This is a genomic window from Sphingomonas sp. BK345, from assembly GCF_014193845.1.
Taxonomy (GTDB): domain Bacteria; phylum Pseudomonadota; class Alphaproteobacteria; order Sphingomonadales; family Sphingomonadaceae; genus Sphingomonas.
In genome coordinates this window covers 249,775-273,101 of the sequence record NZ_JACHZX010000005.1, presented here as the reverse complement: position 1 = coordinate 273,101, position 23,327 = coordinate 249,775, and the positions used below count along the sequence as shown (strand labels likewise).

General features: G+C 70.5%; 22 protein-coding genes and 1 tRNA gene. 14 read left to right on the top strand and 9 right to left on the bottom strand.

Features of this window, described 5'->3' with window-relative positions; genetic code table 11:
- Nucleotides 1–4 precede the first annotated feature (4 nt).
- Genes FHY03_RS16495 through FHY03_RS16485 form a run of 3 tightly spaced genes read left to right on the top strand, consistent with a single transcriptional unit; the run spans nt 5 to nt 3,488 of the window.
- Entirely contained in the window at nt 5–1,207 is a 1,203-nt protein-coding gene (locus FHY03_RS16495) for a hypothetical protein (RefSeq protein ID WP_183925068.1), read from the top strand.
- Nucleotides 1,204–2,676: a GumC family protein gene (locus FHY03_RS16490; RefSeq protein WP_183925066.1), complete on the top strand. Its 1,473-nt coding sequence runs from the start codon at nt 1,204–1,206 to the stop codon at nt 2,674–2,676. Before FHY03_RS16495 ends, FHY03_RS16490 begins: the two co-directional genes overlap by 4 nt.
- A gap of 2 nt (nt 2,677–2,678) precedes the next feature.
- Entirely contained in the window at nt 2,679–3,488 is an 810-nt protein-coding gene (locus FHY03_RS16485) for a CpsD/CapB family tyrosine-protein kinase (protein WP_183925063.1), read from the top strand.
- Between the two features lie 306 nt (nt 3,489–3,794).
- Here FHY03_RS16485 and FHY03_RS16480 read toward each other — a convergent pair whose 3' ends face one another.
- On the bottom strand, nt 3,795–4,646 hold the full coding sequence (locus FHY03_RS16480) for a SurA N-terminal domain-containing protein (protein ID WP_183931711.1): 852 nt from the start codon (nt 4,644–4,646) through the stop codon (nt 3,795–3,797).
- Between the two features lie 87 nt (nt 4,647–4,733).
- On the opposite strand from FHY03_RS16480, the gene FHY03_RS16475 reads away from it, so the two are divergent.
- Nucleotides 4,734–4,985 (top strand): XrtV sorting system accessory protein, encoded by a 252-nt coding sequence (locus tag FHY03_RS16475; protein ID WP_183925244.1) that lies wholly within the window; start codon nt 4,734–4,736, stop codon nt 4,983–4,985.
- Nucleotides 4,986–4,991: 6 nt separating this feature from the next.
- Here the strand turns inward: FHY03_RS16475 and epsI are convergent, their stop codons facing one another.
- Both epsI and xrtV read right to left on the bottom strand, forming a co-directional pair.
- On the bottom strand, nt 4,992–5,699 hold the full coding sequence (gene epsI / locus FHY03_RS16470) for an exosortase-associated protein EpsI, V-type (protein WP_183931710.1): 708 nt from the start codon (nt 5,697–5,699) through the stop codon (nt 4,992–4,994).
- The gene (xrtV, locus tag FHY03_RS16465; protein WP_260159331.1) at nt 5,692–6,588 is read right to left on the bottom strand and encodes an exosortase V; all 897 of its coding nucleotides are present in this window, start codon (nt 6,586–6,588) and stop codon (nt 5,692–5,694) included. The genes epsI and xrtV overlap by 8 nt, the downstream gene beginning before the upstream one ends.
- 295 nt (nt 6,589–6,883) lie before the next feature.
- Between xrtV and FHY03_RS16460 the strand changes: the two genes are divergently transcribed.
- The 3 genes from FHY03_RS16460 (at nt 6,884) to FHY03_RS16450 (ending at nt 10,423) form a co-directional block, all read left to right on the top strand.
- Nucleotides 6,884–8,059, top strand: a complete 1,176-nt coding sequence (locus FHY03_RS16460) for a glycosyltransferase (protein ID WP_311722018.1) — start codon at nt 6,884–6,886, stop codon at nt 8,057–8,059.
- A 278-nt stretch (nt 8,060–8,337) separates the two neighbouring features.
- On the top strand, nt 8,338–9,294 hold the full coding sequence (locus FHY03_RS16455) for a UDP-glucuronic acid decarboxylase family protein (protein WP_183925057.1): 957 nt from the start codon (nt 8,338–8,340) through the stop codon (nt 9,292–9,294).
- A gap of 25 nt (nt 9,295–9,319) precedes the next feature.
- The gene (locus FHY03_RS16450; RefSeq protein ID WP_183931709.1) at nt 9,320–10,423 is read left to right on the top strand and encodes an acyltransferase; all 1,104 of its coding nucleotides are present in this window, start codon (nt 9,320–9,322) and stop codon (nt 10,421–10,423) included.
- Nucleotides 10,424–10,457: 34 nt separating this feature from the next.
- On the opposite strand, the gene FHY03_RS16445 is transcribed toward FHY03_RS16450, so the two are convergent.
- Both FHY03_RS16445 and FHY03_RS16440 read right to left on the bottom strand, forming a co-directional pair.
- Entirely contained in the window at nt 10,458–10,895 is a 438-nt protein-coding gene (locus tag FHY03_RS16445; RefSeq protein WP_183925053.1) for a hypothetical protein, read from the bottom strand.
- Nucleotides 10,896–10,932: 37 nt separating this feature from the next.
- A complete protein-coding gene (locus FHY03_RS16440; protein ID WP_183925051.1) occupies nt 10,933–11,502 on the bottom strand; it encodes an HNH endonuclease in 570 nt (189 codons plus the stop codon).
- 155 nt (nt 11,503–11,657) lie between these two features.
- Here FHY03_RS16440 and FHY03_RS16435 point away from each other — a divergent pair, with 155 nt between their 5' ends.
- Nucleotides 11,658–13,457 carry an aminopeptidase P family protein gene (locus FHY03_RS16435; protein ID WP_183931708.1) on the top strand — a complete coding sequence of 600 codons (1,800 nt, stop codon included), beginning with the start codon at nt 11,658–11,660 and terminating at the stop codon, nt 13,455–13,457.
- Between the two features lie 69 nt (nt 13,458–13,526).
- Here the strand turns inward: FHY03_RS16435 and FHY03_RS16430 are convergent, their stop codons facing one another.
- Complete coding sequence (locus FHY03_RS16430) at nt 13,527–13,676, bottom strand: hypothetical protein (RefSeq protein WP_183931707.1); 150 nt, start codon at nt 13,674–13,676, stop codon at nt 13,527–13,529.
- Between the two features lie 86 nt (nt 13,677–13,762).
- Between FHY03_RS16430 and FHY03_RS16425 the strand changes: the two genes are divergently transcribed.
- Nucleotides 13,763–13,837: transfer RNA gene (locus FHY03_RS16425), tRNA-Thr, on the top strand.
- Here FHY03_RS16425 and FHY03_RS16420 read toward each other — a convergent pair.
- The gene (locus tag FHY03_RS16420) at nt 13,816–14,769 is read right to left on the bottom strand and encodes a LysR family transcriptional regulator (protein WP_183931706.1); all 954 of its coding nucleotides are present in this window, start codon (nt 14,767–14,769) and stop codon (nt 13,816–13,818) included. The two genes, FHY03_RS16425 and FHY03_RS16420, sit on opposite strands and share 22 nt — an antisense overlap.
- An 89-nt stretch (nt 14,770–14,858) precedes the next feature.
- On the opposite strand from FHY03_RS16420, the gene FHY03_RS16415 reads away from it, so the two are divergent.
- Together FHY03_RS16415 and FHY03_RS16410 are read left to right on the top strand one after the other, a co-directional pair.
- Complete coding sequence (locus FHY03_RS16415) at nt 14,859–15,893, top strand: aldo/keto reductase (RefSeq protein WP_183931705.1); 1,035 nt, start codon at nt 14,859–14,861, stop codon at nt 15,891–15,893.
- A gap of 13 nt (nt 15,894–15,906) precedes the next feature.
- Nucleotides 15,907–17,067 (top strand): MFS transporter, encoded by a 1,161-nt coding sequence (locus tag FHY03_RS16410; RefSeq protein ID WP_183931704.1) that lies wholly within the window; start codon nt 15,907–15,909, stop codon nt 17,065–17,067.
- Here the strand turns inward: FHY03_RS16410 and sigJ are convergent.
- Together sigJ and FHY03_RS16400 are read right to left on the bottom strand one after the other, a co-directional pair.
- Entirely contained in the window at nt 17,040–17,921 is an 882-nt protein-coding gene (gene sigJ / locus FHY03_RS16405) for an RNA polymerase sigma factor SigJ (RefSeq protein ID WP_183923268.1), read from the bottom strand. The genes FHY03_RS16410 and sigJ overlap by 28 nt on opposite strands.
- Nucleotides 17,914–18,366, bottom strand: a complete 453-nt coding sequence (locus tag FHY03_RS16400; RefSeq protein ID WP_183931703.1) for a carboxymuconolactone decarboxylase family protein — start codon at nt 18,364–18,366, stop codon at nt 17,914–17,916. Before FHY03_RS16400 ends, sigJ begins: the two co-directional genes overlap by 8 nt.
- Nucleotides 18,367–18,536: 170 nt before the next feature.
- On the opposite strand from FHY03_RS16400, the gene FHY03_RS16395 reads away from it, so the two are divergent.
- From FHY03_RS16395 to FHY03_RS16385, 3 genes are all read left to right on the top strand, one after another.
- Nucleotides 18,537–20,666 carry a patatin-like phospholipase family protein gene (locus tag FHY03_RS16395; RefSeq protein ID WP_183931702.1) on the top strand — a complete coding sequence of 710 codons (2,130 nt, stop codon included), beginning with the start codon at nt 18,537–18,539 and terminating at the stop codon, nt 20,664–20,666.
- A 41-nt stretch (nt 20,667–20,707) separates the two neighbouring features.
- Nucleotides 20,708–21,175 (top strand): YaiI/YqxD family protein, encoded by a 468-nt coding sequence (locus tag FHY03_RS16390; RefSeq protein ID WP_183923274.1) that lies wholly within the window; start codon nt 20,708–20,710, stop codon nt 21,173–21,175.
- Nucleotides 21,176–21,295: 120 nt separating this feature from the next.
- The gene (locus tag FHY03_RS16385) at nt 21,296–23,242 is read left to right on the top strand and encodes a sialate O-acetylesterase (RefSeq protein WP_183931701.1); all 1,947 of its coding nucleotides are present in this window, start codon (nt 21,296–21,298) and stop codon (nt 23,240–23,242) included.
- Nucleotides 23,243–23,327 lie beyond the last annotated feature (85 nt).

The window sequence follows — 23,327 nt, the reverse complement described above, 5'->3', positions numbered from 1 at the left end:
TAGCATGACCCGTCGTCTTCGCGCCGGCGTGGCGCTGCCGCTCGGCGCCGCGCTGGCGGTGCTGCCGTCGGCGCTGGCCGACGCGCAGACCACGCGTTTCATCGTCGACGGTCAGGCGGGGGTCGGATACTCCACCAACCCGTTCGTGATCGACGACAATGACACGGGCAGCGCCTTCACCGAACTGTCGATCACGCCCCAGCTCGTCCGCCTCGACGAGAAGGGCGAGGCCGCGCTGAGCGCCTACTACCGCCGCACCGATTATTTCACGCGGTACGACTCGGCCGACAGCTATGGCGTCGAGGCGCGCGCGCGGCGTCAGCTCAGCCAGACCTTCAACGCGCACGCGGTGGTGAGCTATGACAGCTCGATCATCGGCCAGAGCAGCTATGGCCTCGTCGGCGTGCTCGATCCGTCGCTGCCGCCCGATCTCGGCACGCCCGATATCGCGCTGCTCGGCCTGCGTCAGCGCCAGAAGAGCCTGGTCGCCGCGGTCGGCGCCGACCTGCGAATCAGCACGCGCGACACGGTCAACGGCGAGCTGCGCGCCAGCCGGATCAGCTATGCCGACAGCAGCCTCCTGACCTCGTCCACCAGCAAGTCGGCGACGCTCGGCTGGTCGCACGCGGTGTCGGCGCGCACCAGCGTCGGGCTCCAGGGCTCGGGGTCGTGGACCAGCTTCGAGCGCCAGCGCACCTCGGGCGCTTTCTACCAGCCGCAGGTGACGCTGACCCACCAGTTCAGCTCCTCGGTCACGGTGACGGCCGCGCTCGGCGCGCTGTTCATCACCTCGCGCACGCCGCTGGGAACGACGCACTCGACCGGCGTCTCGGGCAATGTCTTCGCGTGCAAGGCAGGGCAGCGCAGCAACACCTGCTTCCGCGCCTATTCGGACGCGCAGCCGACCGGCTTCGGTGACATCTCCAAGCGCCAGGGCGCCGGCTTGGACTATTCGTACCAGGTCCGTGAGAATGACGTGGTGCGTGCGTCGGTCGATTACTCGCGCGTGCAGGAAACGTCGAATCTTCTGCAGGCGCGCAACGCCTCCTTCATCACTGGTGGTGCAAGTTACGAGCATGGCTTCTCGCGGCGCCTCTTCGGCGGCGTTACGGGCGGCTATCGACGGGCAACCGGCGGCGGGCGAGACTGGCCGTCGGACCTGAACGTCAAGGTATTCGTGCGAGCGAGATGGGGCGATACGCAGTGAGTGACGTCGACACGAACGAGGAAGAGGGCGGCGGCGGCTTCTTCGGTTATATCCCCACGATCCTGTGGCAGCGCCGCTGGCTGATCATCGTCCCCTTCGTGGTGCTCTCCACGATCGGGGTGGCGCTCGCGCTGCTGCTGCCGCCGATGTACCGCTCGTCGGCGACACTGCTGGTCGAGTCGCAGGAGCTGCCCTCGACGCTGGTGAGCTCGCCTTTGACGACGATCATCGACCAGCGCATCGCCAAGATCCGCGAGCAGGTGCTCAGCCGCGGCGACCTGATCGCGCTGATCGAGCAGAACAATCTGTACGAGAAGGAGCGGCGCTCCAAGCCGCTGTCCGAGATCGTCGAGACGATGCAGAAGGCCACCGCGGTGCAGGCGGTGAGCGGCGACATCGGCCAGGGCCAGCAGGCGCAGAACGGCGGCACCAGCACGATCGCCTTCACGATGAGCTTCGACTACGCCGATCCCGCCAAGGCGCAGGCAGTGATGCAGAGCATCGTCAGCCGCTTCCTCGAGATCGACGCGACCACCATGGCGGCGCAGGCGACCAACACGGTCGACTTCCTCCAGGACCAGTCGCGCAAGCTACAGGACCAGATCGGCCAGATCGAGGGTCAGATCACCCAGCTCAAGGCGCGCAACGGCCTCGCGCTGTCGTCGGGCGGCATTGTCATGCCCTCGAACAGCAGCGGCTACAGCGCGCAGATAGCGCAGTTGCAGAGCGAGAATCGCGCGCTGCTGGCGCAATCGCGCAAGTCCGGCGGCAAGGACCCGCTGGTGCAGCAGGCCGAGCAGGCGCTGATCGCCGCCCGGGCGGTGTATAACGAGGGCCACCCTGACGTGATCCGCGCCAGGGCGCGGCTGGCGCAGGCGCAGGAGATCGCCAAGTCGCAGGGCGACACGTCCGACACCGCGCTGGTGCAGAGCCAGATCCAGGCCAACAACGCACAGATCGCGCAGCTCGAATCCTATCGCGCCAGCGACAACGCGCGCGCCTCGGCCAGCCTCGCCAATTCGTCGCGCGCGCCGGTCGTGTTGGAGCAGGTCAACCAGCTCGAGGCACGCGCCAGCGGCCTGCGCGACCAGCTGAAGGACATTACCGGCAACGTGCTGCGCGCGCAGAACTCGGCGCGCATGGCGCAGGAGCAGAAGGGCGAGCGGCTCACCGTGGTCGATCCCCCTGCGGCACCCGACCACCCGGTCTCGCCCAACCGCCTGATGCTGATCGGCGGCGGCGTCGCGGGCGGCCTTGGCCTAGGCCTGGTGCTCGCACTGGCACTCGAGTTCCTGATGCGCCCGATCCGCGGCGTCGACCAGCTCAAGGCGCTCGGGCTCGAGACGCTGACGGTGGTGCCCACCTTCACGCCGGACCTCGCGCCGGGGCAGAAGCGCCGCCGCTGGCTGCCCGGGCTGCCGTTCCGCCGCAAACCCCGTCTTGCCGCCGAGTCCGGCGGAGCGCTGTGAAGATGACCGACATGCTCAAGGCCATTCCCATGACCAAGCCCGAGTTCGCACCGTTCGCGGGCGAGACCTTCCCCGCGCTGGACCAAAGCGCCGAGTTCGCCTGGTCCACGGCGGAGGCGAAGCAGCGCGGCATCTACGGCTTCGACAGCCGCGACGTGCGCTCCCGCCCGTTCAACATGCTGCGCTCGCGCTTGCTCAAGCTGCAGCGGCACAAGGGCTGGCGGCTGTTCGGCATCGTCTCGGCGACCCCGGCGGTGGGCAAGTCGTTCTGCGCCACCAACTTGGCGGCGGCGCTCTCGCGTACCCCGGGGCTCGACACCTATCTCGTCGACCTCGACCTGCGCCGCGGCTCGATCGCTTATAACTTCGGCATCCCGGTCGAGCGCGGCATGCGCGACTATCTCGAGGGCGACGTCGACTCGCTGGGTGCGATCGCCTGCCACCCGCAGGGTGAGCGGCTGATGATCCTGCCGACCGACCGCGCCCCGGCGCATTCGGCCGAGCTGCTTGCCTCGTCGCGGATGGAGCGCGCGATCGCGTCGATGCGTGCGGTCACCGCGCCCTCGATCTTCCTGTGCGACCTGCCGCCCGTCTTCGCCAACGACGACGCGACGATCGTGACGACCAAGCTCGACGCCTTCATCATGGTAGTCGAGGAAGGTCGCACGACCAAGAAGCAGGTCAAGGACGCGCTCCACGTGCTCGACCAGGCGCCCTGCGCCGGCGTGGTGCTCAACCGCTTCGACGGCGGGCTGCTCGCCGACAGCTACGGTTATGGCTACGGCGCCGGCTACGCGGACTATTATAAGTAAGCGGCAGGGCTGGTATCGGCGATCTGACCGATCGCCGCCGGCGGCGTCCTGCGTCGGACGAAACACCTCGTCATCGGCCTTGAGCCGGGATCCGTCGAACCGCGCTCGAACGAACCGTCGTTCTTGCGGAACCATGACCCCGGCTCAAGGCCGGGATGACGACGGCGTCATAACGACAAGAATGTGGCGATCCGGCGCGCTCCTTCGAACGCCGCGGCCCGATGCCATAGGCGCTACACGCACCCACACTCAGGGCCGCAGAACTACGGACGAGCGGCGGCGCCACCTGACGCCGCCGCCCTCACCTTACTTGGCGGCAGCGGCCGGCGCGGCCGCGCCGGTCGGCGCGGGGGCATAGCCCGGCTGATACTCAATCTTCGCGGTCGAGCGGAGCTGCTTCACCTGATCGTTCAGGCTCTTCTCCTCATTCTGCTTGCGAAGCGCGCCGAGCGCGGCCTTGCGCATGTCGTCCGCCGACATCGCCACCGGCTCGCGCCCGACGATCACGTTGGCGAACAGCTTACCGCCCGCTGGCAGCACGAACGGCTCGGTCGACGGTAGCGCGAGGATGCGCTTGAGCACCTCGGGCGGTACGCTGGCCGTGTCGAGCCGGCCGCTCGTACGCGTGAACGGGATGTTGAGCTGGGTCAGCGCCGCCGCCACCGCGTCGAGCGAGTGCGCGTCCTTGAGCGGCATCAGCGCCTTGGGATCGCTCGGCGGATCGATCGCGATCTGTTGCAGCGCGAGCACCTGGCGCTGCGCAAAGGCCTGGGGGTTGGCGGCAATGAACTGGTCGACCGCCTTCTGGTCGGGCAGCTTCTGGCTGCCGTTCTGGCGCTCGGCGTTCATCGCGATCAGCAACTCGTCGGTGAGGCGACGCTGGCGGCTGAGGAACTCGGGTGTCTTGTCGACGCCGTTCTTGCGCGCGTCCTGCGCGAGCAGGCGGCGGCTGATGATATTCTGCAGCAGCTGTGCGCGCACCGCCTTCTGGTCGGCGCCCTGCGGCACGTTGGCCTGCTGCAGCTCGGCGTTGAGCTCGCCGATCGAGATCTCGTCCCCGTTCACCACCGCGACCGACTGCCCGGTGGGCTTGCGGTCGCACCCCGCCGCGAGCAGCGCGAGCGAGCTCGCCGCGATCAAAGTCCCACGCCTGAACATCTCAATCCCCTTTTCACTGTTGATGGCCTACCTAGCACAAGCTGCGGATTTGCTGTACCGCTACCGCGTCAAGGATTGGACCGCCGGATGGAAACTGCTTACGATTGGGTGACTTTGGCCATTTTCGCCGGCCTTGTCGTGCTGTTTCTGCAACGATCTGTTTCCAGCGACCGGCAGGACTCGATGCTTGCCTATCTGGCGGGCGCGGTGATCTGCGCGCTCGCCAATTATTTTGGGAATTCGGGTCAGCATCTGCTCGCAGTCGCGCTGATCGTCGCCAACCTGATCTTCATCCTCCTCGTCCTGAAGCCGATCGACCTGCCCAGCCGCCGCTCGTGAGGCGGCTCAGCCGGCGGCGCTGTCGAGCACCCGGCGCACGTCGGCGGGCACCGCGGCGAAGAGCGCGCGCGTGAACGCCGCCAGCGTCGCCAGACCGGCGTCGCGATCGTGAGTCAGCGTCGATATCCGCACCAGCATCGCGTCGGGCACGTCGCCGCGCAGGTTGGCGCGCGCGACCGACCAGCGCTGCTGCGCCCAGCTGAGCGGCATGTCACGGCCGACACGCGTCCAGTACATCAGCTGCTCGACACGATTGTCGGCGCTGGCGGTCATCACGGTCGCGTCGAGCTGGCCGCCGGGCAGCGGTACCGAGCGGACCGCCTTGTCCGTCAGCGTGAAGCCGCCCGCGGGGTAGCAATATTCGGGACGGTGGACCTGGAGCACGCCGGTCTGGCCGCTGCTCTGCGCCATCAGCAGCATGACCGGCAGCTGGTCCGGCGCCAGGTACACCCGCGTGAGCAACTGCGAGTAGAGCAGGTCTGAGAGCTGGTCGGGCGGTGGCGTCACCAGCCCGCTCTTCGAGAAGAAGGACCAGGGACCCACGTGCGCCGGGATCAACGCGTCGAGCTTGCGCTTGCCGAGCAGGTCGATGTGGTTGCCCGGCACCCGCGCCGCGGCGACGCCCGCGGTGAGCAGGAAGGCGCCGCCCAGCAGCGCGCGGCGCCGGTCGAGCAGGCGCGTCTCGGGCAGCGCGAAGCCGCTCGCCTCAGTCATGGCCGTTCCCCAGCGCGCGGCGCAGCGGAGTCGCCAACGCGTCGATCGCGAAGATGGTGAGCACCGAGACCAGGAACATCACCAGCCCGGCGAAATCGTGCGCGAAGCCCTGCGCCGCCGCGTCACCGAAGTAATAGGTGATGAGGATCAGCAGGATCACACGGATGAAGTTGGCGAAGATCGCGATCGGCACGATCGTCAGCATCAGCAGCGCGGCGTAGCGCCAGTTCGCCTGGTGCCGCACGTAGATGTAGAAGAGGCAGATCGCGGTGAGGCTGATGATCGAGTTCAGCCCAGCGCAGGCCGCCGCCACCAGCAGGTCATATTGCGCGATCTGGATCGTCACCCCCGAGCTGCCGATCGGGTAGCCGAGCGCATAGAGCAGGTTCACCGCCTGCTCCGAGATCGCGATCTTGAGCGGCTGGGTGATCACCGCCACCACCTGATCGGGGGGCGGGAAGACGAAGCCGAGATAGACGATGGGGAACCACAGCTCGCGCAGCACCGCGCCACCCAAGAGCGCATAGGCCGCCACGAGCAGCGCGCCGTAGAGCGCGAAGCCCTCGATCTCGATGATGCCGGTGATATGCGCCACTAGATAGAGCAGCAGGCAGATCGGCAGCAGCAGCGCCACCACCATCCCCGAGCCGGGCCGCCGCATCGGCCACACGCCGGGCACTTCGCGCCACAGCAGCCACAGCCCGGTGGCGAGCACCAGCGGACCGTGGCCGCCCTGCTCGGTCGACCAGCTGAAGCGCGCCACCGTGATCATCGTCGGGAGCGCCAGCGCGACGCAGCCGATCAGCAGCAGCCAGGCCGACAGCGACAGCGAGGGAAGACGCGGCGCGGGCCGGCCGCGCGGCCGTTCCAGCTCGGCTGCGGTCGACAAGGTCGCACTATGCTGACTATTCACCTTTATCGAACTCGACGAGCGGGCACATACCGACGCGGCACCGGCGACCCCTTCCGGCGGACCTGGGCATAAACATCAAACCACCCGCTCGCAACTGACCGAGGCGACCATGCGCTGGCGCTGATTGACGAAAGTGGCACGGTATAGGGCTAACGCGGCATTTACCGGACACTCACCAGCGACAAGCTAGTGGCCAGCGCGCGCACCGCTGCGCTACAGCCGCGGCCGCGCTCGGATGAGCGGCGTTCAGGGGAAGAAGCGAGTGACAGCAGTGGCAGTGATCGCGACCGTCGTCGCCGCCCTCGTCGCGGCGCCGCTACTGGCGCTCACCGCGGCCTTCGTGATCGAGGTAAGCGCGGGGCTGCGCTCGCCCGCCTCCCCTGCGCCGACCGACGTCACCCCGCGCGCGGTGATCGTCATGCCCGCGCACGATGAGGGCCCGATCATCGCCGCGACGGTGACGCGCCTGCTCCCTGAGCTGCCGCCCGGGTTCGAACTGCTGGTGGTGGCCGACAATTGCCGCGACGACACTGCCGCCATCGCCGCCGCGGCCGGCGCGCGCGTGACCCGCCGCGACGATCCGTCGCGCCGCGGGAAGGGCTATGCCCTGGCGCACGCGCGCGACCAGATCGCGGCACGCGCTCTCGAGGATCAGCCCGCGGTGGTGATGGTGCTCGACGCGGACGGCGCCACCGACCGGGCCTCGCTGCTCGCGATGGCGGCGCGCGCGACCGAGCGACCGGTGCAGGCGACCAACCTGCTCGCCCCCGACCTGACCGCCGCGCCGATGGTGCAGGTCTCGAACTTCGCGTTCGTCATCAAGAATCTGGTGCGGCAGGGCGGACTTGCGCGGTTGGCCGGGCGTGCCAATCTCACCGGCACGGGCATGGCGTTCCCCTGGCCGATCTTCCGCGACGCACCACTTGCCACCTCCGACATCGTCGAGGACCTCGCGCTCGGGCTCGACCTCGCACGGCGCGGCAAGTTGCCGCGCTACGTCCCCGAGGCGACGGTGTGGAGCGCGGCGAGCAGTGCCGAGGGCACGTTGCAGCAGCGCCAGCGCTGGGAAGGCGGCTTTCTCGCGACCTCGCTGACCCGCGCGCTTCCGGCGATGGGCGCCGCGCTGCGCCGCGGCGACGCGCGCGCTCTGTGGGCCGGGCTGAGCCTCGCCATTCCGCCGCTGACGCTGCTGCTGATGTTCGATCTCGCGGCTCTGCTGGTAACCGGGCTGCTCGTGCTCGCCGGCGCTTCGCCCTGGCCGGCGCTGCTGCTCGCCGCCGCGCTGACCGCCGCCGCGATAGCCTTGTGGGTCGCGTGGCGGCGTGTCGGACGGCCGTTTCTCTCGGCCGGAGCGGCGGCGCGGCTGCCCCTCTACGTGCTGTGGAAAATCCCGCTCTACCTCAAGCTGCTCGGCGGCCGCCCGACCTCCTGGCTGCGCGCGCGCTAAGCCAGCGGCGCTCGACCCGCTTGCCGAGCTCGATCATCGGCCGGCAGCAGATGCCTCGCGATCACCAGCAGGATGCTCAGCGCGCGCCAGCCGTCGAGGATCGGAAGGCACTGCATCAATGATCCCTTAGTCATTCGCCGCCATGCTTGGCCAGCGTCGACGACGTGATGACGGCTTTGTCTGAAAGCTTCCTTGTCGGCGCGCGAGATCATTGGCACAAGCACGCGCCCGGCGGTCGGCCGGGCGCCGGCCGGCGCTATCAAGGAGTTTCACCGTCTATGTCGCGCAACTATCAGTCGCGGAAGCGCGTGCTCGTCACCGGCGGCGCCGGCTTCCTCGGCTCGCACCTGATCGATCGCCTGCTCGACCGCGGCGACGAAGTGGTGTGCGTCGACAATCTCTTCACCGGTGCCAAGCGCAACATCGACCATCTGCACGGCAACCCGCGCTTCGAGTTCCTGCGCCACGACGTGTGCTTCCCGCTGTACGTCGAGGTGGATGAGATCTACAATCTCGCCTGCCCCGCCTCGCCGATCCACTATCAATATGATCCGGTGCAGACCACCAAGACCTCGGTGATCGGCGCGATCAACATGCTGGGCCTCGCCAAGCGATTGAAGTGCAAGGTATTTCAGGCATCGACCAGTGAAGTCTACGGCGATCCGCACGTCCATCCGCAGAAGGAGGACTATTGGGGCAACGTCAACCCGATCGGCATTCGCTCCTGCTATGACGAGGGCAAGCGCTGCGCCGAGACGCTGTTCTTCGACTATCACCGCCAGATGAACTTGGACGTGAAGGTGGTGCGCATCTTCAACACCTACGGCCCGCGCATGCATCCGGCGGACGGTCGCGTTGTGTCCAACTTCATCATGCAGGCGCTCAAGGGCGAGCCGATCACGCTGTACGGGGACGGCTCGCAGACGCGAAGCTTCTGCTTCGTCGACGACCTGATCGAGGGCTTCCTCCGGCTGATGGGCAGCGAGCCGGGCTTCGCCGGCCCGGTCAACATCGGCAACCCCAACGAGTTCACCATCCGCGAACTGGCCGAGCTGGTGATCGAGCTGACCGGCTCGTCCTCGACGCTCGACTATCGCCCGCTGCCGCAGGACGACCCGATGCAGCGCAAGCCCGATATCGCGCTGGCACAGTCGAAGCTCGGCTGGGAGCCGACGGTCCAGCTGCGCGAGGGGCTGCAGCGCACCATCGACTATTTCCGCGACTATGCCGCGTGACGCTTCCGTTTTGCGGGATCGGCCAATGAGCCTCGACTCGGCGGTGCGGGCGCACGCCGCCCACGCCGCCGAGCCACAGCTCGGGCGCACGATCGTCTCGATCCAGCTGCTGCGCTTCGTCGCGGCGCTGGCGGTGGTGTTGTACCACGCGCACCTGACCTTCGCGCGTGACGCGGCGGGGCATCCGTGGCTGCTCAGCTATCTGTTCGATGCCGGCGCGTCGGGCGTGCACGTCTTCTTCTGCATCAGCGGCTTCGTGATGGTGTACACGTCCTATTGCCGCGATGCCGGACGGTTCTCCGCGAGCGACTTCCTGGTTAAGCGGCTCCTGCGCATCTATCCGATCTATTGGCTGGTGGCCGCCGCTTACCTGGCCTTTCACGCCATCGTGCCGGGCCTCGGCTATCATCTGAGCGCGGGAGAGCTCGCGGGCGCGCTGCTGCTCACGCCGGATGACGCGTCACTGGTGATCGGGCCGGCGTGGACGCTCGCGTTCGAGATGTATTTCTATCTTTGCTTCTGCCTGTTCATGACGCTCGGGCTGCGCACCGGGCTGTTGGCGATGACGGGATTCTTCCTGCTGTGTGTCGCGAGCAGCGTGCTGTTGCCCGGTGCGCCGATCGCGCCGTTGATCCGCAACCCGCTGCTTCTCGAGTTCGTGGCCGGTGCCTGGGTCGGCTATGTCGCGATCGAACGTCCGGCCTGGCTCGCCCGACCGGCGCGCGCATTGCTGCTGCTCGCGCTGGTCGGTTTCGCCGCGACGCTCCTGACCGGGCCCGAACGCGCGCCCACGCTGATCGCCTGGGGAGCTCCCAGTGTGCTCTTGCTCGCGGGCGCGGTGGGCTATGAGGCCGGCGGCCGGTTCCCGCGCCGGCTGGGCCGCTATGCCTATCTCGGAGACGGCTCCTATTTCCTCTACCTGTCGCACATCCTGCTGATCGACATGGTGTTGCTCACCCCCTTGTCGCTGCTGCGGGGAACGACCGGCGGGATCGTCGCGCTGACCATCGTCACCACCGTCGCCGCCGTGCTGATCGCGGTGCTTGCGTTCGATCATGTCGAGCGACCGATGCTGCGGCTGTTGCGGCAGCATCTGCTCGCACGCCGCAGGGCGGCGCCATTGCCGTAGCGGCAGAACGCGGTCGCTCGGCCTGGCGTGCGGATTAGCTCGGCCGGTCGCCCGACGTCATGTTGTTCTCCGGCTCCTCAGACGGGGTCGGCAAATCCATCTCCTTCTGCTCGCGCGCGCGCTCGCGCTCGTCGCTGGTGACGGTGCCGTCATGGTTGGCGTCCTGCTGGTCGAAGCGCGCCAGCATCCACGAACTCCACTCGTCGTTGGAGATGCGGCCGTCCTTGTCGCGATCGATCTCTGCGAATCGATCGGCGAGCCGCTTGGGCAGCTCGTTGGGGGTCAGATGATCGTCGTGGTTGACGTCGAGCCGGCGGAATCGGCGCTCGACCACGCCGCCATAGTCGAGCCGCGACATCACGAACGGCGGCACATAATTCGCCAGCACCGCGGGATCCGCCGCGTCCTCCGCGTTCTCCTTCGAGCAGGCGGCGAGCAGCACGGCCCCCGCCACCATCATCTGCCACCGCATGCGCCGCGAAACTCCCGTGTGTGTCAGCCGCGACGCGTCACGCCTCGAGCTCGACGTCCCAGTAGAGCCAGTCGTGCCAGCTTTCATGCAGATAATTCGGCGGGAAGCGGCGGCCGTGCTCCTGCAGCTGCCAGCTGGTCGGGCGGATCGGCTCGATCGCCAGCGGCATATGCGCCTGGCGCGGGGTGCGGCCGCCCTTCTTCAGGTTGCACGGCGCGCAGGCGGTGACGACATTCTCCCAGGTCGTACGTCCGCCCTGCGCGCGCGGCACGACGTGATCGAACGTCAGCTCGCGCGCGTTGCTGCCGCAATATTGGCAGGCGAACGTATCGCGCAGGAACAGGTTGAAGCGCGTGAAGGCGGGAAACTGCGACGGCCGCACGAACTGCTTGAGCGCGATCACCGAGGGCAGCCGCATCACGTGATTGGGGCTGCGCACCTCGCGCTCATAATGCGCGACGATGTCGACGCGATCGAGGAACACCGCTTTCACCGCGGTCTGCCACGGCCAGATGCTGAGGGGATAATAAGACAGCGGCGTGTAATCGGCGTTCAGCACCAACGTCGGGCAGCTGTCCGGATGCCGGATCAGGTCGGGATGGAACACGCTTGAACGTCTCCCTTACCTCTTACTCGCGCCGGCGCTGTCGCGCAGCGGCGTGACGACATGATGACAGCCCGACTCCGCGGCTTCAAGACTGGTCGCCACACCGCGGCTGTGGCACGCCACGCGGCTTCGTCTCTCCACACCGGATGCCGTCCATGCCGACCCCCTCCGCGCGCCTCCGCGCGCTCCGCGACCAGCTTGTGCGCGAGCGCCTCGACGGCTTCGTCGTGCCGCTGACCGACGAGCATATGAGCGAATATGTCGGCGACTACGCGCAGCGGCTGGCGTGGCTCACCGGCTTCGAGGGCTCGGCCGGCACGGCGGTGGTGCTGGCGGAGAAGGCCGCGATCTTCACCGACGGCCGCTACACGATCCAGGTGCGGGAGCAGGTCTCCGACGCGGACTGGTCGTTCGTGAGCGTGCCCGAGAGCAACGTTGCCGCCTGGCTCGGTGAGCATGCCGGCGCGGGCAGGCGCGTCGGCTATGATCCGTGGCTCCACACCCGCGGGTGGGTCGAGGAGGCGCGCGCCGCGCTCGCCGGGGCGGGCGCCGAGCTGGTCGCGGTCGAGCGCAATCCGATCGACTCGATCTGGGCCGACCGCCCGGCTCCCTCCCCCGCCCCGCTGGCGGTCCACCCCGAGCGGCTCGCCGGGCGCGCCGCCGCCGCCAAGCGCGCCGACGTGGCCGACTGGCTCGCCGGCGCCGGCGCGGACGCCACCGTGATCACCGCGCTCGACTCGATCGCCTGGCTGCTCAACCTGCGCGGCGCCGACGTCGCGCGCACCCCGGTGGCGCTCGCCTATGCGGTGGCGCACGCCGACGGCACCGCCGATCTCTATGTCGCGCCCGAGAAGATGACGGCTGAGGTCACCGAGCATCTCGGCAACGCGGTGCGGGTGCACGACCGCACCGCTTTCGCCGCCTCGCTCGACTCGCTCGCGGGCAAGCGCGTCGCGATCGATCCCGCGCTCGCGGTCGCGGCGATCGCGGACCGCATCGAGCGCGCCGGTGGCACCGTGCTGCCGCTGCGCGACCCGACCGTGCTGCCGCGCGCCACCAAGAACCCGGTCGAGATCGCGGGCCATCGCGCCGCCTCGCTGCGCGACGGCGCGGCGCTGACCCGCTTCCTGCGCTGGGTCGCCGACGCGGCGCCGCGCGGCGGCGTCACCGAGCTGTCCGCCGCCGAGCGGTTGCTCGCCTTCCGCGCCGAGAGCGGGCTGCTGCGCGACCAGTCGTTCGACGCGATCTCGGCGACCGGGCCGCACGGCGCGATCCCGCACTACCGCGTCACGCCCGAGTCGAGCCTGCCTATCGAGCCGGGACAGCTCTACCTGATCGACTCGGGCGGCCAGTATGAGGACGGCACCACCGACGTCACCCGCGTCGTCCCGATCGGTCCGCCGAGCGAGGAGATGCGCGACCGGTTCACGCGCGTGCTCAAGGGGCATATCGCGCTCGCCACCGCGACCTTCCCGCGCGGCACCAACGGCGGCCAGCTCGACTCGCTTGCGCGACGGCCGCTGTGGGACGCCGGGCTCGACTATGCGCACGGCACCGGTCACGGCGTCGGCAGCTATCTCTCGGTGCACGAGGGGCCGGCGCGGATCGCCAAGCCGAGCTACCCGGGCGGCGGCCCGGCCGAGCCGCTGCTGCCCGGCATGATCCTCTCGAACGAGCCCGGCTATTACAAGGCGGGCGCGTACGGCATCCGCATCGAGAACCTACTGCTGGTGGTGGAGCGCGCGCTGCCCGGCGGTGATTCCCCGATGCTCGGCTTCGAGACGCTGACGCTGGCGCCGATCGACCGCGACCTGATCGACCCCGCTCTCTTGACCGACGCCGAGCTGACGTGGATCAATGCCTATCATCACCGCGTCGCGGCGACGCTCGCGCCGGTGCTGGGGGGAGACGACGCGATATGGCTCGAGGCAAGGTGTACGCGCATCACGCGCTGATCGTGGCGGGGGTAGGCGCGCTATTCGGCGCGGCATCGGTGAGCGTGTGGCAGGTGCTGTCGCTGGCCTTCACGCTGGGTCATCGAGCGGCGGGGGGCTGACCGGCGGGCATGGGGCGGCGTCGGCATCCTGACCGGCGCGCGCCTGCGCCTTGCGCCGCCGCAGGTTGAGGCGGAGCTGCTCGGCCAGACGGGCCGCCCGTTCGTCGCGGTCGCTCATGAAAAGAGCGCTAGAGCGAGCGAGGCACCTTGACAATCACCGGCGGCTCGTCTCTTAGGCGCCCTCCGCCCGACGAGGTCGGAAGTGCTGCCGTAGCTCAGTGGTAGAGCGCATCCTTGGTAAGGCTGAGGTCGTGAGTTCAATCCTCACCGGCAGCACCATTTTTCTTCAACATCTCGACGCCTGACCCCGCCAACCGCTCGGCGAGGAAGTCGACGAACACGCGCACCCGCGCGGGCAGATGCGCGCCGCCGACGAAGACCGCGTGGATCAGCTCGATATCGCCGGGATTATAATCCTCGAGCAGCGGCACCAGCCGCCCGTCGGCGATCTCGCGCTCGACGCTGAACCGCCCGACCCGCGCCACGCCGACGCCCGCCGCGGCGAGCTGCCCCAGCGTCTCGCCGTTGTTGGCGACGATCCCGCCTTCCACGCACAGGGTGACATCGCGACCGTCGCGGCGGAACGGCCAGGTCGGCTCGGCGCGACGGAAGCTGAAGTTGAGGCAATTGTGCGCGTGCAGATCCTCCGGCACCATCGGTGTGCCGTGACGCGCGAGATAGTCGGGAGCGGCGACGATGACGCGGCCGCTCTGCCCGAGCTTGCGCGCGGTGAGCGCGCTGTCGGCGAGCGGGCCGAAGCGCACCGCGACGTCCGCCTGCCCCGCCGCGACATCGACCAACGTGTCGGTCAGCGCGATGTCGATGAGGATGTGCGGATAGGCCCGCGCGAAGTCGCCGAGCAGCGGGACGACGCACAGCCGCCCGTGCGAGAGCGCCGCCGACACGCGCAGTCGCCCGCGCGGGCTGCCCTGATCGGCGATCTGTTGCTCGGCATCGTCGAGGTCGGCGAGGATGCGCCGCGCGGCGAGCAGATAAGCCTGCCCCTCCGCGGTCAGCGTCAGCGCGCGGGTCGAGCGCAGCAGGAGCCGCACGCCGAGCCGCGCCTCGATCCGGTCGACCGCACGCGCCACCGCCGAGGGGGTCAGCGCCAAAGTGCGCGCGGCGGCGGAGAAACTTCCCGCCTCGACCACGGTGGCAAAGAGCGCGAGCGCGCGCGCCCGATCACTGCCGCCTGCCAGCTTTGTATCCATCGCACAGATCCTTCGCCCGCCGCGCCGGTTCTTCACCGCGCATACCTGCGCCACATAGCCGTTTCGGAACGTACGGCAAAAGGTGGAAGATGGACTATCGGCAACTCGGATCATCGGGCCTGCGCGTGCCGGCGCTGTCGTTCGGCACCGCGACCTTCGGCGGCAAGGGCGCCTTCTTCGGCGCCTGGGGGCAGAGCGACGCCGCCGAGGCGCGGCGGCTGCTCGACATCTGCCTCGACGCGGGCGTGACGCTGTTCGACACCGCCGACGTCTACTCGGACGGCGCGTCGGAGGAGGTGCTCGGCGCCGCCATCAAGGGCCGGCGCGACGCGGTGCTGGTGTCGACCAAGACCGGCCTGCCGATGGGCGACGGCCCACAGGACTGGGGTGCCTCGCGCGCGCGGCTGCTCCGCGCGGTGGAGGCGTCGCTGCGGCGGCTCGGCACCGATCACATCGACCTGCTCCAGCTTCACGCCTATGACGCGCATACCCCGGTCGAGGAGCTGATGGCGACGCTCGACCGGCTGATCGCCGCGGGCAAGGTCCGCTACGCCGGCGTCTCCAACTATCCCGGCTGGCAGCTGATGAAGGCGCAGGCTGTCGCGGATCGCCATGGCTGGCCGCGGCTGGTCGCGCACCAGGTCTATTACTCGCTGATCGGCCGCGCCTATGAGTGGGAGCTGATGCCGCTTGCCGCCGACCAGGGCGTCGGCGCTTTGGTATGGAGCCCGCTCGGCTGGGGTCGGCTGACCGGCAAGATCGGCCGTGATCGCCCGATCCCCGCGGGCAGCCGCCTGCACGACACCGCCGCCTTCGCGCCGCCGGTCACGGAAGAGCATCTCTACCGCGTCGTCGACGCGCTCGAGGCGGTCGCCGCCGAAACCGGGCGGTCGGTGCCGCAGGTCGCGCTCAACTGGCTGTTTCGGCGGCCGACGGTCGCCTCGGTGATCATCGGCGCGCGCGACGAGGCGCAGCTGCGCGACAATCTCGGCGCGGTCGGCTGGGCGCTCAGCCCCGAGCAGATCGCCGCACTCGACGCGGCGAGCGAGGAGCTCCCGCCCTATCCCCACACGCCCTATCGCCAGCAGGAGGGCTTCGCCCGCCTCGCGCCGCGGCTGGTCTGAGCGGAGGCCGGTCATGAAGCTCAATCCGGGCCTCCTCGCGTTGGCGATCGGCGCCTTCGGCATCGGCGTCACCGAGTTCGCGCCGATGGGCATGTTGCCCGTGATCGCCGCAGACCTGCACGTCTCGATCCCCTCGGCGGGCCTGCTGGTCAGCGCCTATGCGCTCGGCGTGCTGATCGGCGCGCCGCTGATGACGCTGACCACCGCGCGACTCGACCGCCGCACCTTGCTGATCGCGCTGATGGCGATCTTCACGCTCGGCAACGCGCTGTCCGCACTCGCCGGCGGCTATGCCTGGCTGATGGCGGCGCGGGTGGTGACCGCGTTCAACCACGGCGCCTTCTTCGGCGTCGGCGCGGTGGTCGCGGCGGGGCTGGTGCCGCCCGAGCGGCGCACGGGCGCGGTCGCGGCGATGTTCACCGGGCTGACCGTGGCGACGATCGGCGGCGTCCCGCTCGCCACCTGGGCGGGTGAGGCGATCGGCTGGCGTCCCGCCTTCGCCGGCATCGCCGCGATCGGCGCGGTGGCGATGGCGGCGCTGCGCCTCGCGCTGCCGCCGCTGCCCGCGCCGGAGGGAGCGGACCTCGCCGCCGAGCTACGCGTACTGGCGCGCGGTCGGGTGCTCGCCGCGCTGGCGCTGACGGTGGTCGGGGCGAGCGCGATGTTCACCGTCTTCACCTATATCGTCCCGATCCTGCGCGAACGCACGCATGCCGGCACCGCCACGGTCACCGCGCTGTTGATGCTCTATGGCGTCGGCCTGACGATCGGCAACATGATCGGCGGCCGGCTCGCGGACCGATCGATCGAGCGCACGCTGATCGGCAGCTTCGCGCTGCTCGCCGCAGTGCTGGTGGTGTTCGCGGCGGTGATGCCGTGGCTGCCGCTCGCCGCCGCAGCGATCCTGGTCTGGGGCATCGCCAGCTTCGCGATCGTGCCACCCCTGCAGATGCGCGTGATGGCGGCGGCGGGCGAGGCCCCCAACCTCGCCTCGGCGATGAACATCGGCGCGTTCAACCTCGGCAACGCGATCGGCGCGGCGCTGGGCGGCGGGGTGATCGCCGCCGGGCTCGGCCTGCCCGCGGTCGCGCTGGCGGGGGCGGCGATGGCGGCGGCGGCGCTGGCGCTGCTGCTGGTGGCGGCGCGTCAGCCGCGCGTGGCCGCTGCCGCGTGAAGCGCGATGACGTGCGCGAGCTTGTCGGGGTTGCGCACGACGTAGACGGCGGCGATACGACCGTCGCGCAATTCGAGCGCGGTGGTCTGCACCACGTCGCCGCGCTCGCGACTGACATAGCCGGGCAGCCCGTCGATCCAGCGCATCGCGAGCAGCACCGGTGGTGTGTCGCCATGCTTGCGCGCCAGTCCGGCATACAGCCGCCGCACGCGGTCCACGCCGCGGATGACGTTGCGGAACGCGAGCACGCGCCCGCCCCCGTCGGCGTGAATCGCGACGTCGGCGGCGAGCAGCCCCGCTAGCGCGGTGCTATCGCCGTCGCGCGACGCCGCGAAGAAGGCGGCGGCGATCCGCTCCGCCTCGGCGCGATCGACCATGTAGCGCGGACGCGCCGCCGCGACGTGGCGGCGCGCGCGGGCGGCGAGCTGGCGCACCGCGGCGGGGGCGCGGTCGAGCGTCGCCGCCACCTCGGGCAACGCGACCTCGAACACGTCGTGGAGCAGGAAGGCGGCGCGCTCGAGCGGGGAAAGCCGCTCGAGCGCCAGCATCAGCGTCAGCGTCAGATCGTCCGCGAGCGGCTCAGGGTCGGCCGTGCCGAGCAGCGGCTCGGGCAACCACGCGCCGACATAGGTCTCGCGGCGGACGCGCGCCGACTTCAGGTGATCGAGGCACAGCCGGGTCACCGTCCGCGTCAACCACGCCGCCGGGTCCGCCACCGTGCCCGGCGCGGTACCCGCCCAGCGCAGCCAGGCGTCCTGCACCACGTCCTCCGCCTCGGCGAGCGAACCGGTCATGCGATAGGCCAGCCGCACCAGCCGCCCCCGCTCGGCGGCGAAGGCGCGCGCGTCAGGCATCGGCGGCCGGGTGCGGCACGCGGAAGCCGACCTGCAGCCGGTTCCAGCTGTTGATCGCGCCGATCGCGAGCGTCAGCCACACCCGCTCGCTCTCCGAGAAGACCGCGGCGAGCGCCGCATAGTCGGCGTCGGGTGCCTGGCTCTCGGGCAGGTGGGTCAGCGCCTCGGCCCAGCCGAGTGCGGCGCGCTCGCGCTCCGAGTAGAGCGTCGACTCGCGCCAGGCGGTGAGCAGGTAGAGCCGCAGCTCGCTCTCGCCGTGGCGGCGCAGGTCGGTGGCGTGCATGTGCAGACAGAAGGCGCAGCCATTGATCTGCGACACGCGATATTTCACCAGTTCGAGCAGTCGATGGTCGATCCCGCTGTGAGCGAGGCTCTGCTCCAGCGCCATCATCGCCTTGATCCCCTCCGGGGCGAGCGCGTGCGGGGTGGAAATACGGGCGGTCATGGTCGGTCTCCTCGTCACGCGGAACGTCGCGCTCGCCGGTATGACGAGACAGATCCTGCCGGTGTGACACGCGCGCGCGACGCTCCCCTCGCCGCGGCGCATCTTACCGCCTGCATCGAGGTACGCTACGCTGCACCCGGGCGCGAGAGCCGCCCGCGGGAGCCAGGATGATGCCGATCGGACCTGACCGCGCGCCGCTCGAATGTGACCTCGTGATGAAGGGCGGCGTAACGAGCGGCGTGATCTATCCCGGCGCGATCGCCGCTATCGCCGCGACCTACCGCTTGCGCTCGATCGGCGGCACTTCGGCGGGTGCGATCGGTGCCGCGGCTGCGGCGGCGATGGAGTTCGGGCGCCGCTCCGGCCGGCACCCGCAGGCGCGCGAGCGGCTGGAAGGATTGGCGGCCGAGCTCGGCCAGCAGCATGGCGGCGCGCCGCTGCTCCAGCATCTGTTCGAACCCGACCCCGACACGGCGCCGCTCTTCCACCTGCTGCGCCGTCTCCAGTCCGCCGCGGGCGCACGCGGCGTCGCCGGCGCGGCCGGAGTCGTCGCGCTCTCCGCCTTCTGGTGGGCGGCGCTGGCACTCGGCCTGGTGGCGGCGGCCCTGCTGTGGCTCGAACCCGCGCGCGGCGCGGCGCTTGCCGTGGCGCTGCTGCTGCTCCTGCTCGTCGGCCTGCCCGCGCTGACGTTGTTGCTGGCGACGCTCTTCTGGTGGCCGACGCTGCGCGCTGGCCTGCGCGCGGTCGCCGCCAACGGCTATGGCTTCTGCTCGGGCCTGGCGCGAGCGCGCCCCGGCGGCGAGCCGCTGCCGGCGCTCACCGAATGGCTGCACGCGCGCTTTCAGGAGCTCGCCGGGCTGACGCTCGACGAGCCGCTCACCTTCGGCGATCTGTGGGCGGCGTCGCACCGCCGCGCCGGGCCGAACCGCGAGGCCGCGCTGGCCGCGGCCCTGCGCGCGGCCGAGGATCCGCGACGCCCCGACGCGACGCTGGGGACCATGAGCCGCGACATCGAGCTGGTGCTCGTCGCATCCGACATCAACCGCGCTCTGTCGGTGCAGCTGCCCTTCCTTCGCCGCGAGGACCTGCTCTACGCGCGCCGCACCGACCTGGCCGCGCTGTTCCCGCCCGAGATCGTCGCCTGGATGGTGGCACACCAGCGCGCGCCGACCGACCCGCGCGACGATCTCGCCGCGGTCGATCTCGGCGCCGACGCCGACGCGTTCGTCCGCCTGCCGCGGCCGGAGGATCTGCCGGTGCTCGTCGGCGTCCGCATGTCGCTGAGCTTCCCCTTCCTGTTCCGCGCGGTGCGCCTCTACGTGCTGCGTGAGCGGGCGGCGGCGCCGGGCGGCGGGCGCGAGCTGGCGGAGCTGTGGATCACCGACGGCGGGATCACCTCGAACTTCCCGCTCCACCTGTTCGACGCGCCGATCCCGACGCGACCCACCTTCTGCCTCAACCTGCTCTATCACGACGACGAGCTTCAGCCCGAGCACGGTCCCGCCGATCCCGCACCGCCCGATCCGGGCCTCGCGCCCGCCGACGCGCGGCCGGAGGAGATGGTGTATATGCTGCGCACCAATCGCGGCCGGCTGGCGAGTTACACGCGCTTCGCCGCGGGCGCACCGGCGGCCCGGCTGCTGCGCTTCGCGGGCCGGATCATCACCACGGCGCGCCAGTGGGGCGACAACCAGCTGATCGACGTGCCCGGCTATCGCGACCGGATCGTCCATGTCCGGATGCGTGACGGCGAGGGCGGGTTCAACGTCGCGATGGGCGCGGCTGTGATCGCCGACCTCCAGCGCCGCGGCGTCCGCGCCGGCGAGGTGATCGCGGCGCGCTTCGTTCCCGACACGCTGCTCGACCCGCTGTTCGCGGGCGAGCGGCTCGTGCTCAACTGGGCCAATCATCGCTTCGTCCGCTTCCGCGCCTTTCTCGCCGGCCTCGAGGTCGCCGCGTCGCGCTTCACCGCCGGCTGGGAAGACGATCGCGCGCGCGCCGCGCTGCCGGCGACCGACCCGCTCCATCAGGCGCCCAGCATCGAGCGGATGACGGAGGGGGCGGGCACCGTCGCGGGCGAGACGATGACGACGCGGCCAGGCTATCCCCTTGCCAACGCGATGCAGCGCGCGCTTGCGCTCGACATGGCCGCGGGTATCGAGTCGCTCGCCACGCTCGCGCCGACGCCCGCGATCGACGGTGTCGACCGGGTCAACGGACGCCCCGGCGCGCCGCGGCCCAAGCAGGCGCTGCGGCTGCGCCCCGGCATCGACTCGGACCCGCGCGCCGAGCTGCCGTGATCCGTGGCGACGCGCCCGCGGCTTTGTGGCAGAGCGCGGCGATGGCCCAGCGCGTACATATCCTAGTCGACGCCGACGCCTGCCCCGTGAAGGAGGAGATCTACCGGGTCGCCTACCGGCTCGAGGTACCGGTCGCGATCGTGAGCAACGCGCACCTGCGGGTTCCCGCGCACCCGCTGATCGAGCGCGTGATCGTGAGCGACGCGTTCGACGCGGCGGACGATTGGATCGCCGAGCACACCGACGCGGGTGCGATCGTGGTCACCGCCGACATCCTGCTCGCCGACCGCGCGATCAAGGCGGGCGCGGCGGCGGTGATCGGTCCCAACGGCCGCCCGTTCACCGCCAACTCGATCGGCAGCGCGGTGGCGGTGCGCGCGATCATGAGTGACCTGCGCGCGGGCGGCGACCGGGTCGGCGGCCCGCCGCCGTTCGCCAAGGAGGACCGCTCGCGCTTCCTCTCCGCGCTAGACGAGGCGATCCAGCGCGCCCGGCGGCGATCGGGCTAAGCATCCGACATCACGGGCGATTGCGTCGCGACGCGGGCTGACGCAGTCTCGTGCCGGCGACGCCTCCCGCGTCGTCCGGCATCGATCCCGGCGCCGATCGTACAGCGGAACTTCTGCCCCATGCCGATCCGTCTCGCGCGCGGCCTCGCCGTCCTGCTCGCCGCCTCCGCCGTCGCCACCCCCGCGCTCGCGGCGCCGACGCTCGACGGCGCGATCGGCGAGCATGCGGTGCTCCAGCGCGACCGGCCGATCGACGTGCGCGGCACCGCGACACCGGGTGAGACGGTGATGATCAGTCTCGCCGGCCATAGCGTCAGTGCTACGGCGGCGCGTGACGGCCGCTTCGCCGCCCGCCTCCCCGCCCTGCCCGCGGGCGGTCCCTATGAGTTGACCGTGGCGGCGCCGAGCGGGGCGAAGCTGCTGGGCGACATCCTGATCGGCGACGTCTTCCTCTGCTCCGGCCAGAGCAACATGGAGCTGACCGTCGGCGACGCGCAGACCCTGTTCGCCGACGCCCACCCGCCGCTTGACCCGCAGCTGCGGCTGCTGACGATCGCCAAGAATGCCGGCGCCACGCCGCTCGACCGGCTCGCCACCGCGCCGCGCTGGCAAGCGGCGGGGCCGGAGAACGTCGGCAGCTTCTCGGCCGCCTGCTTCTACATGGTGCAGTCGCTGCGGCGGACGCAGAAGGTGCCGATCGGCGCGATCCACTCCAGCTGGGGCGGGTCGCGGATCAGCGCCTGGATGAGCGACACCGCGCTGCGCGCGGGCGGCCAGTCGGATGCCGCGGCGCTGATCGCGCTCTACGCCCGTGACCCCGCTGCGGCGGTGCGCCGCGCGATCGGGCAGTGGGAGGAGTGGTGGCGCGGCGCCAGCGGCGACGCGCATGGCAAGGAGCCGTGGCAACCCGACGCCGCGCTCGACTGGCGCGCGGTGCCGGCGCTGACCAACTTCGAGACCTGGGGCGTGCCCGAGCTGGCCGACTATAACGGCATGATCTGGTACCAGAAGACGGTCGAGCTCACGCCGGCGCAGGCGCGCGGACCGGCGACGCTTTCGATCGGCACCGTCGACGACGCCGACACCACCTGGGTCAATGGCGTCGGCGTCGGCTCGAGCAGTCTCGCGTCGCAACCGCGCGTCTACGCGCTGCCCGCCGGCACGCTACGCGCCGGGCGCAACGTCATCACCGTCAACGACGACGACGTCTACGCGCTGGGCGGGATGACCGGCCCGGCCGAGCGGATGCGGCTGACCTTCGCCGACGGCAGCAGCGTCCCGCTCGACGGCGGCTGGCGCTACGCCATGGCCAAGCGGGTCGGCGGCGGTGCGCCACGCGTGCCGTGGGACGACATCAACGGCGCGGGCACGCTCGACAACGCGATGATCGCGCCGCTCGCGCCGCTCCAGCTCGCCGGCATCGCCTGGTATCAGGGCGAGTCCGACACCGGCCTGCCCGGCTATGACCGGCGCCTCACCGCGCTGATCGCCGACTGGCGGCGACGGATGGGCACGCCCGAGACCGGATTCGCGGTGGTGCAGCTCGCCGATTATGGCACGCGCGCCAAGGCCCCCGCGGAGAGCGGCTGGGGCATGGTGCGCGACGCGCAGCGCCGCGTCACCGCGGCCGACCCGCACGCCGGGATGGCGGTGGCGCTCGACCTCGGCGACGCGCTCGACATCCACCCGGGCGAGAAGCGCGAGGTCGGGCTGCGGCTCGCGCGCGCGATGCGGGCGGCGCGCTACGGCGAGCCGGTCGCGCCGGCGGGCCCGGCGATCGCGGGGGCGAAGCGCGGCGCCGACGGCGGCGCGGTGCTGCGCTTCACCGGGGCGACCGGGGCGCTCAGCGCGCGCGGCGCGGCGCAGGCGATCGGCTTCGAGCTGTGCGGTGCGGCGGCGGGATCGTGCCGCTTCGCCGCCGGGACGGTCACCGGCGACACGGTGACGCTCGCGGGCGACGGCCAGCCGGTGACGCATGTTCGTTACGCCTGGGCCGAGACGCCGGTGGTGAACCTGTTCGACGAGGGGCAGCTGCCGGTGGGGACCTTCGACGTGCCGGTGGAGTGAGCGGGCGGGCGCGAGTGCTATGGGGGGTGCGGCCGCGCCTCCCCTTGACGCTCATTGTAGGTGAGAACATCTCATCCTTCCCTGC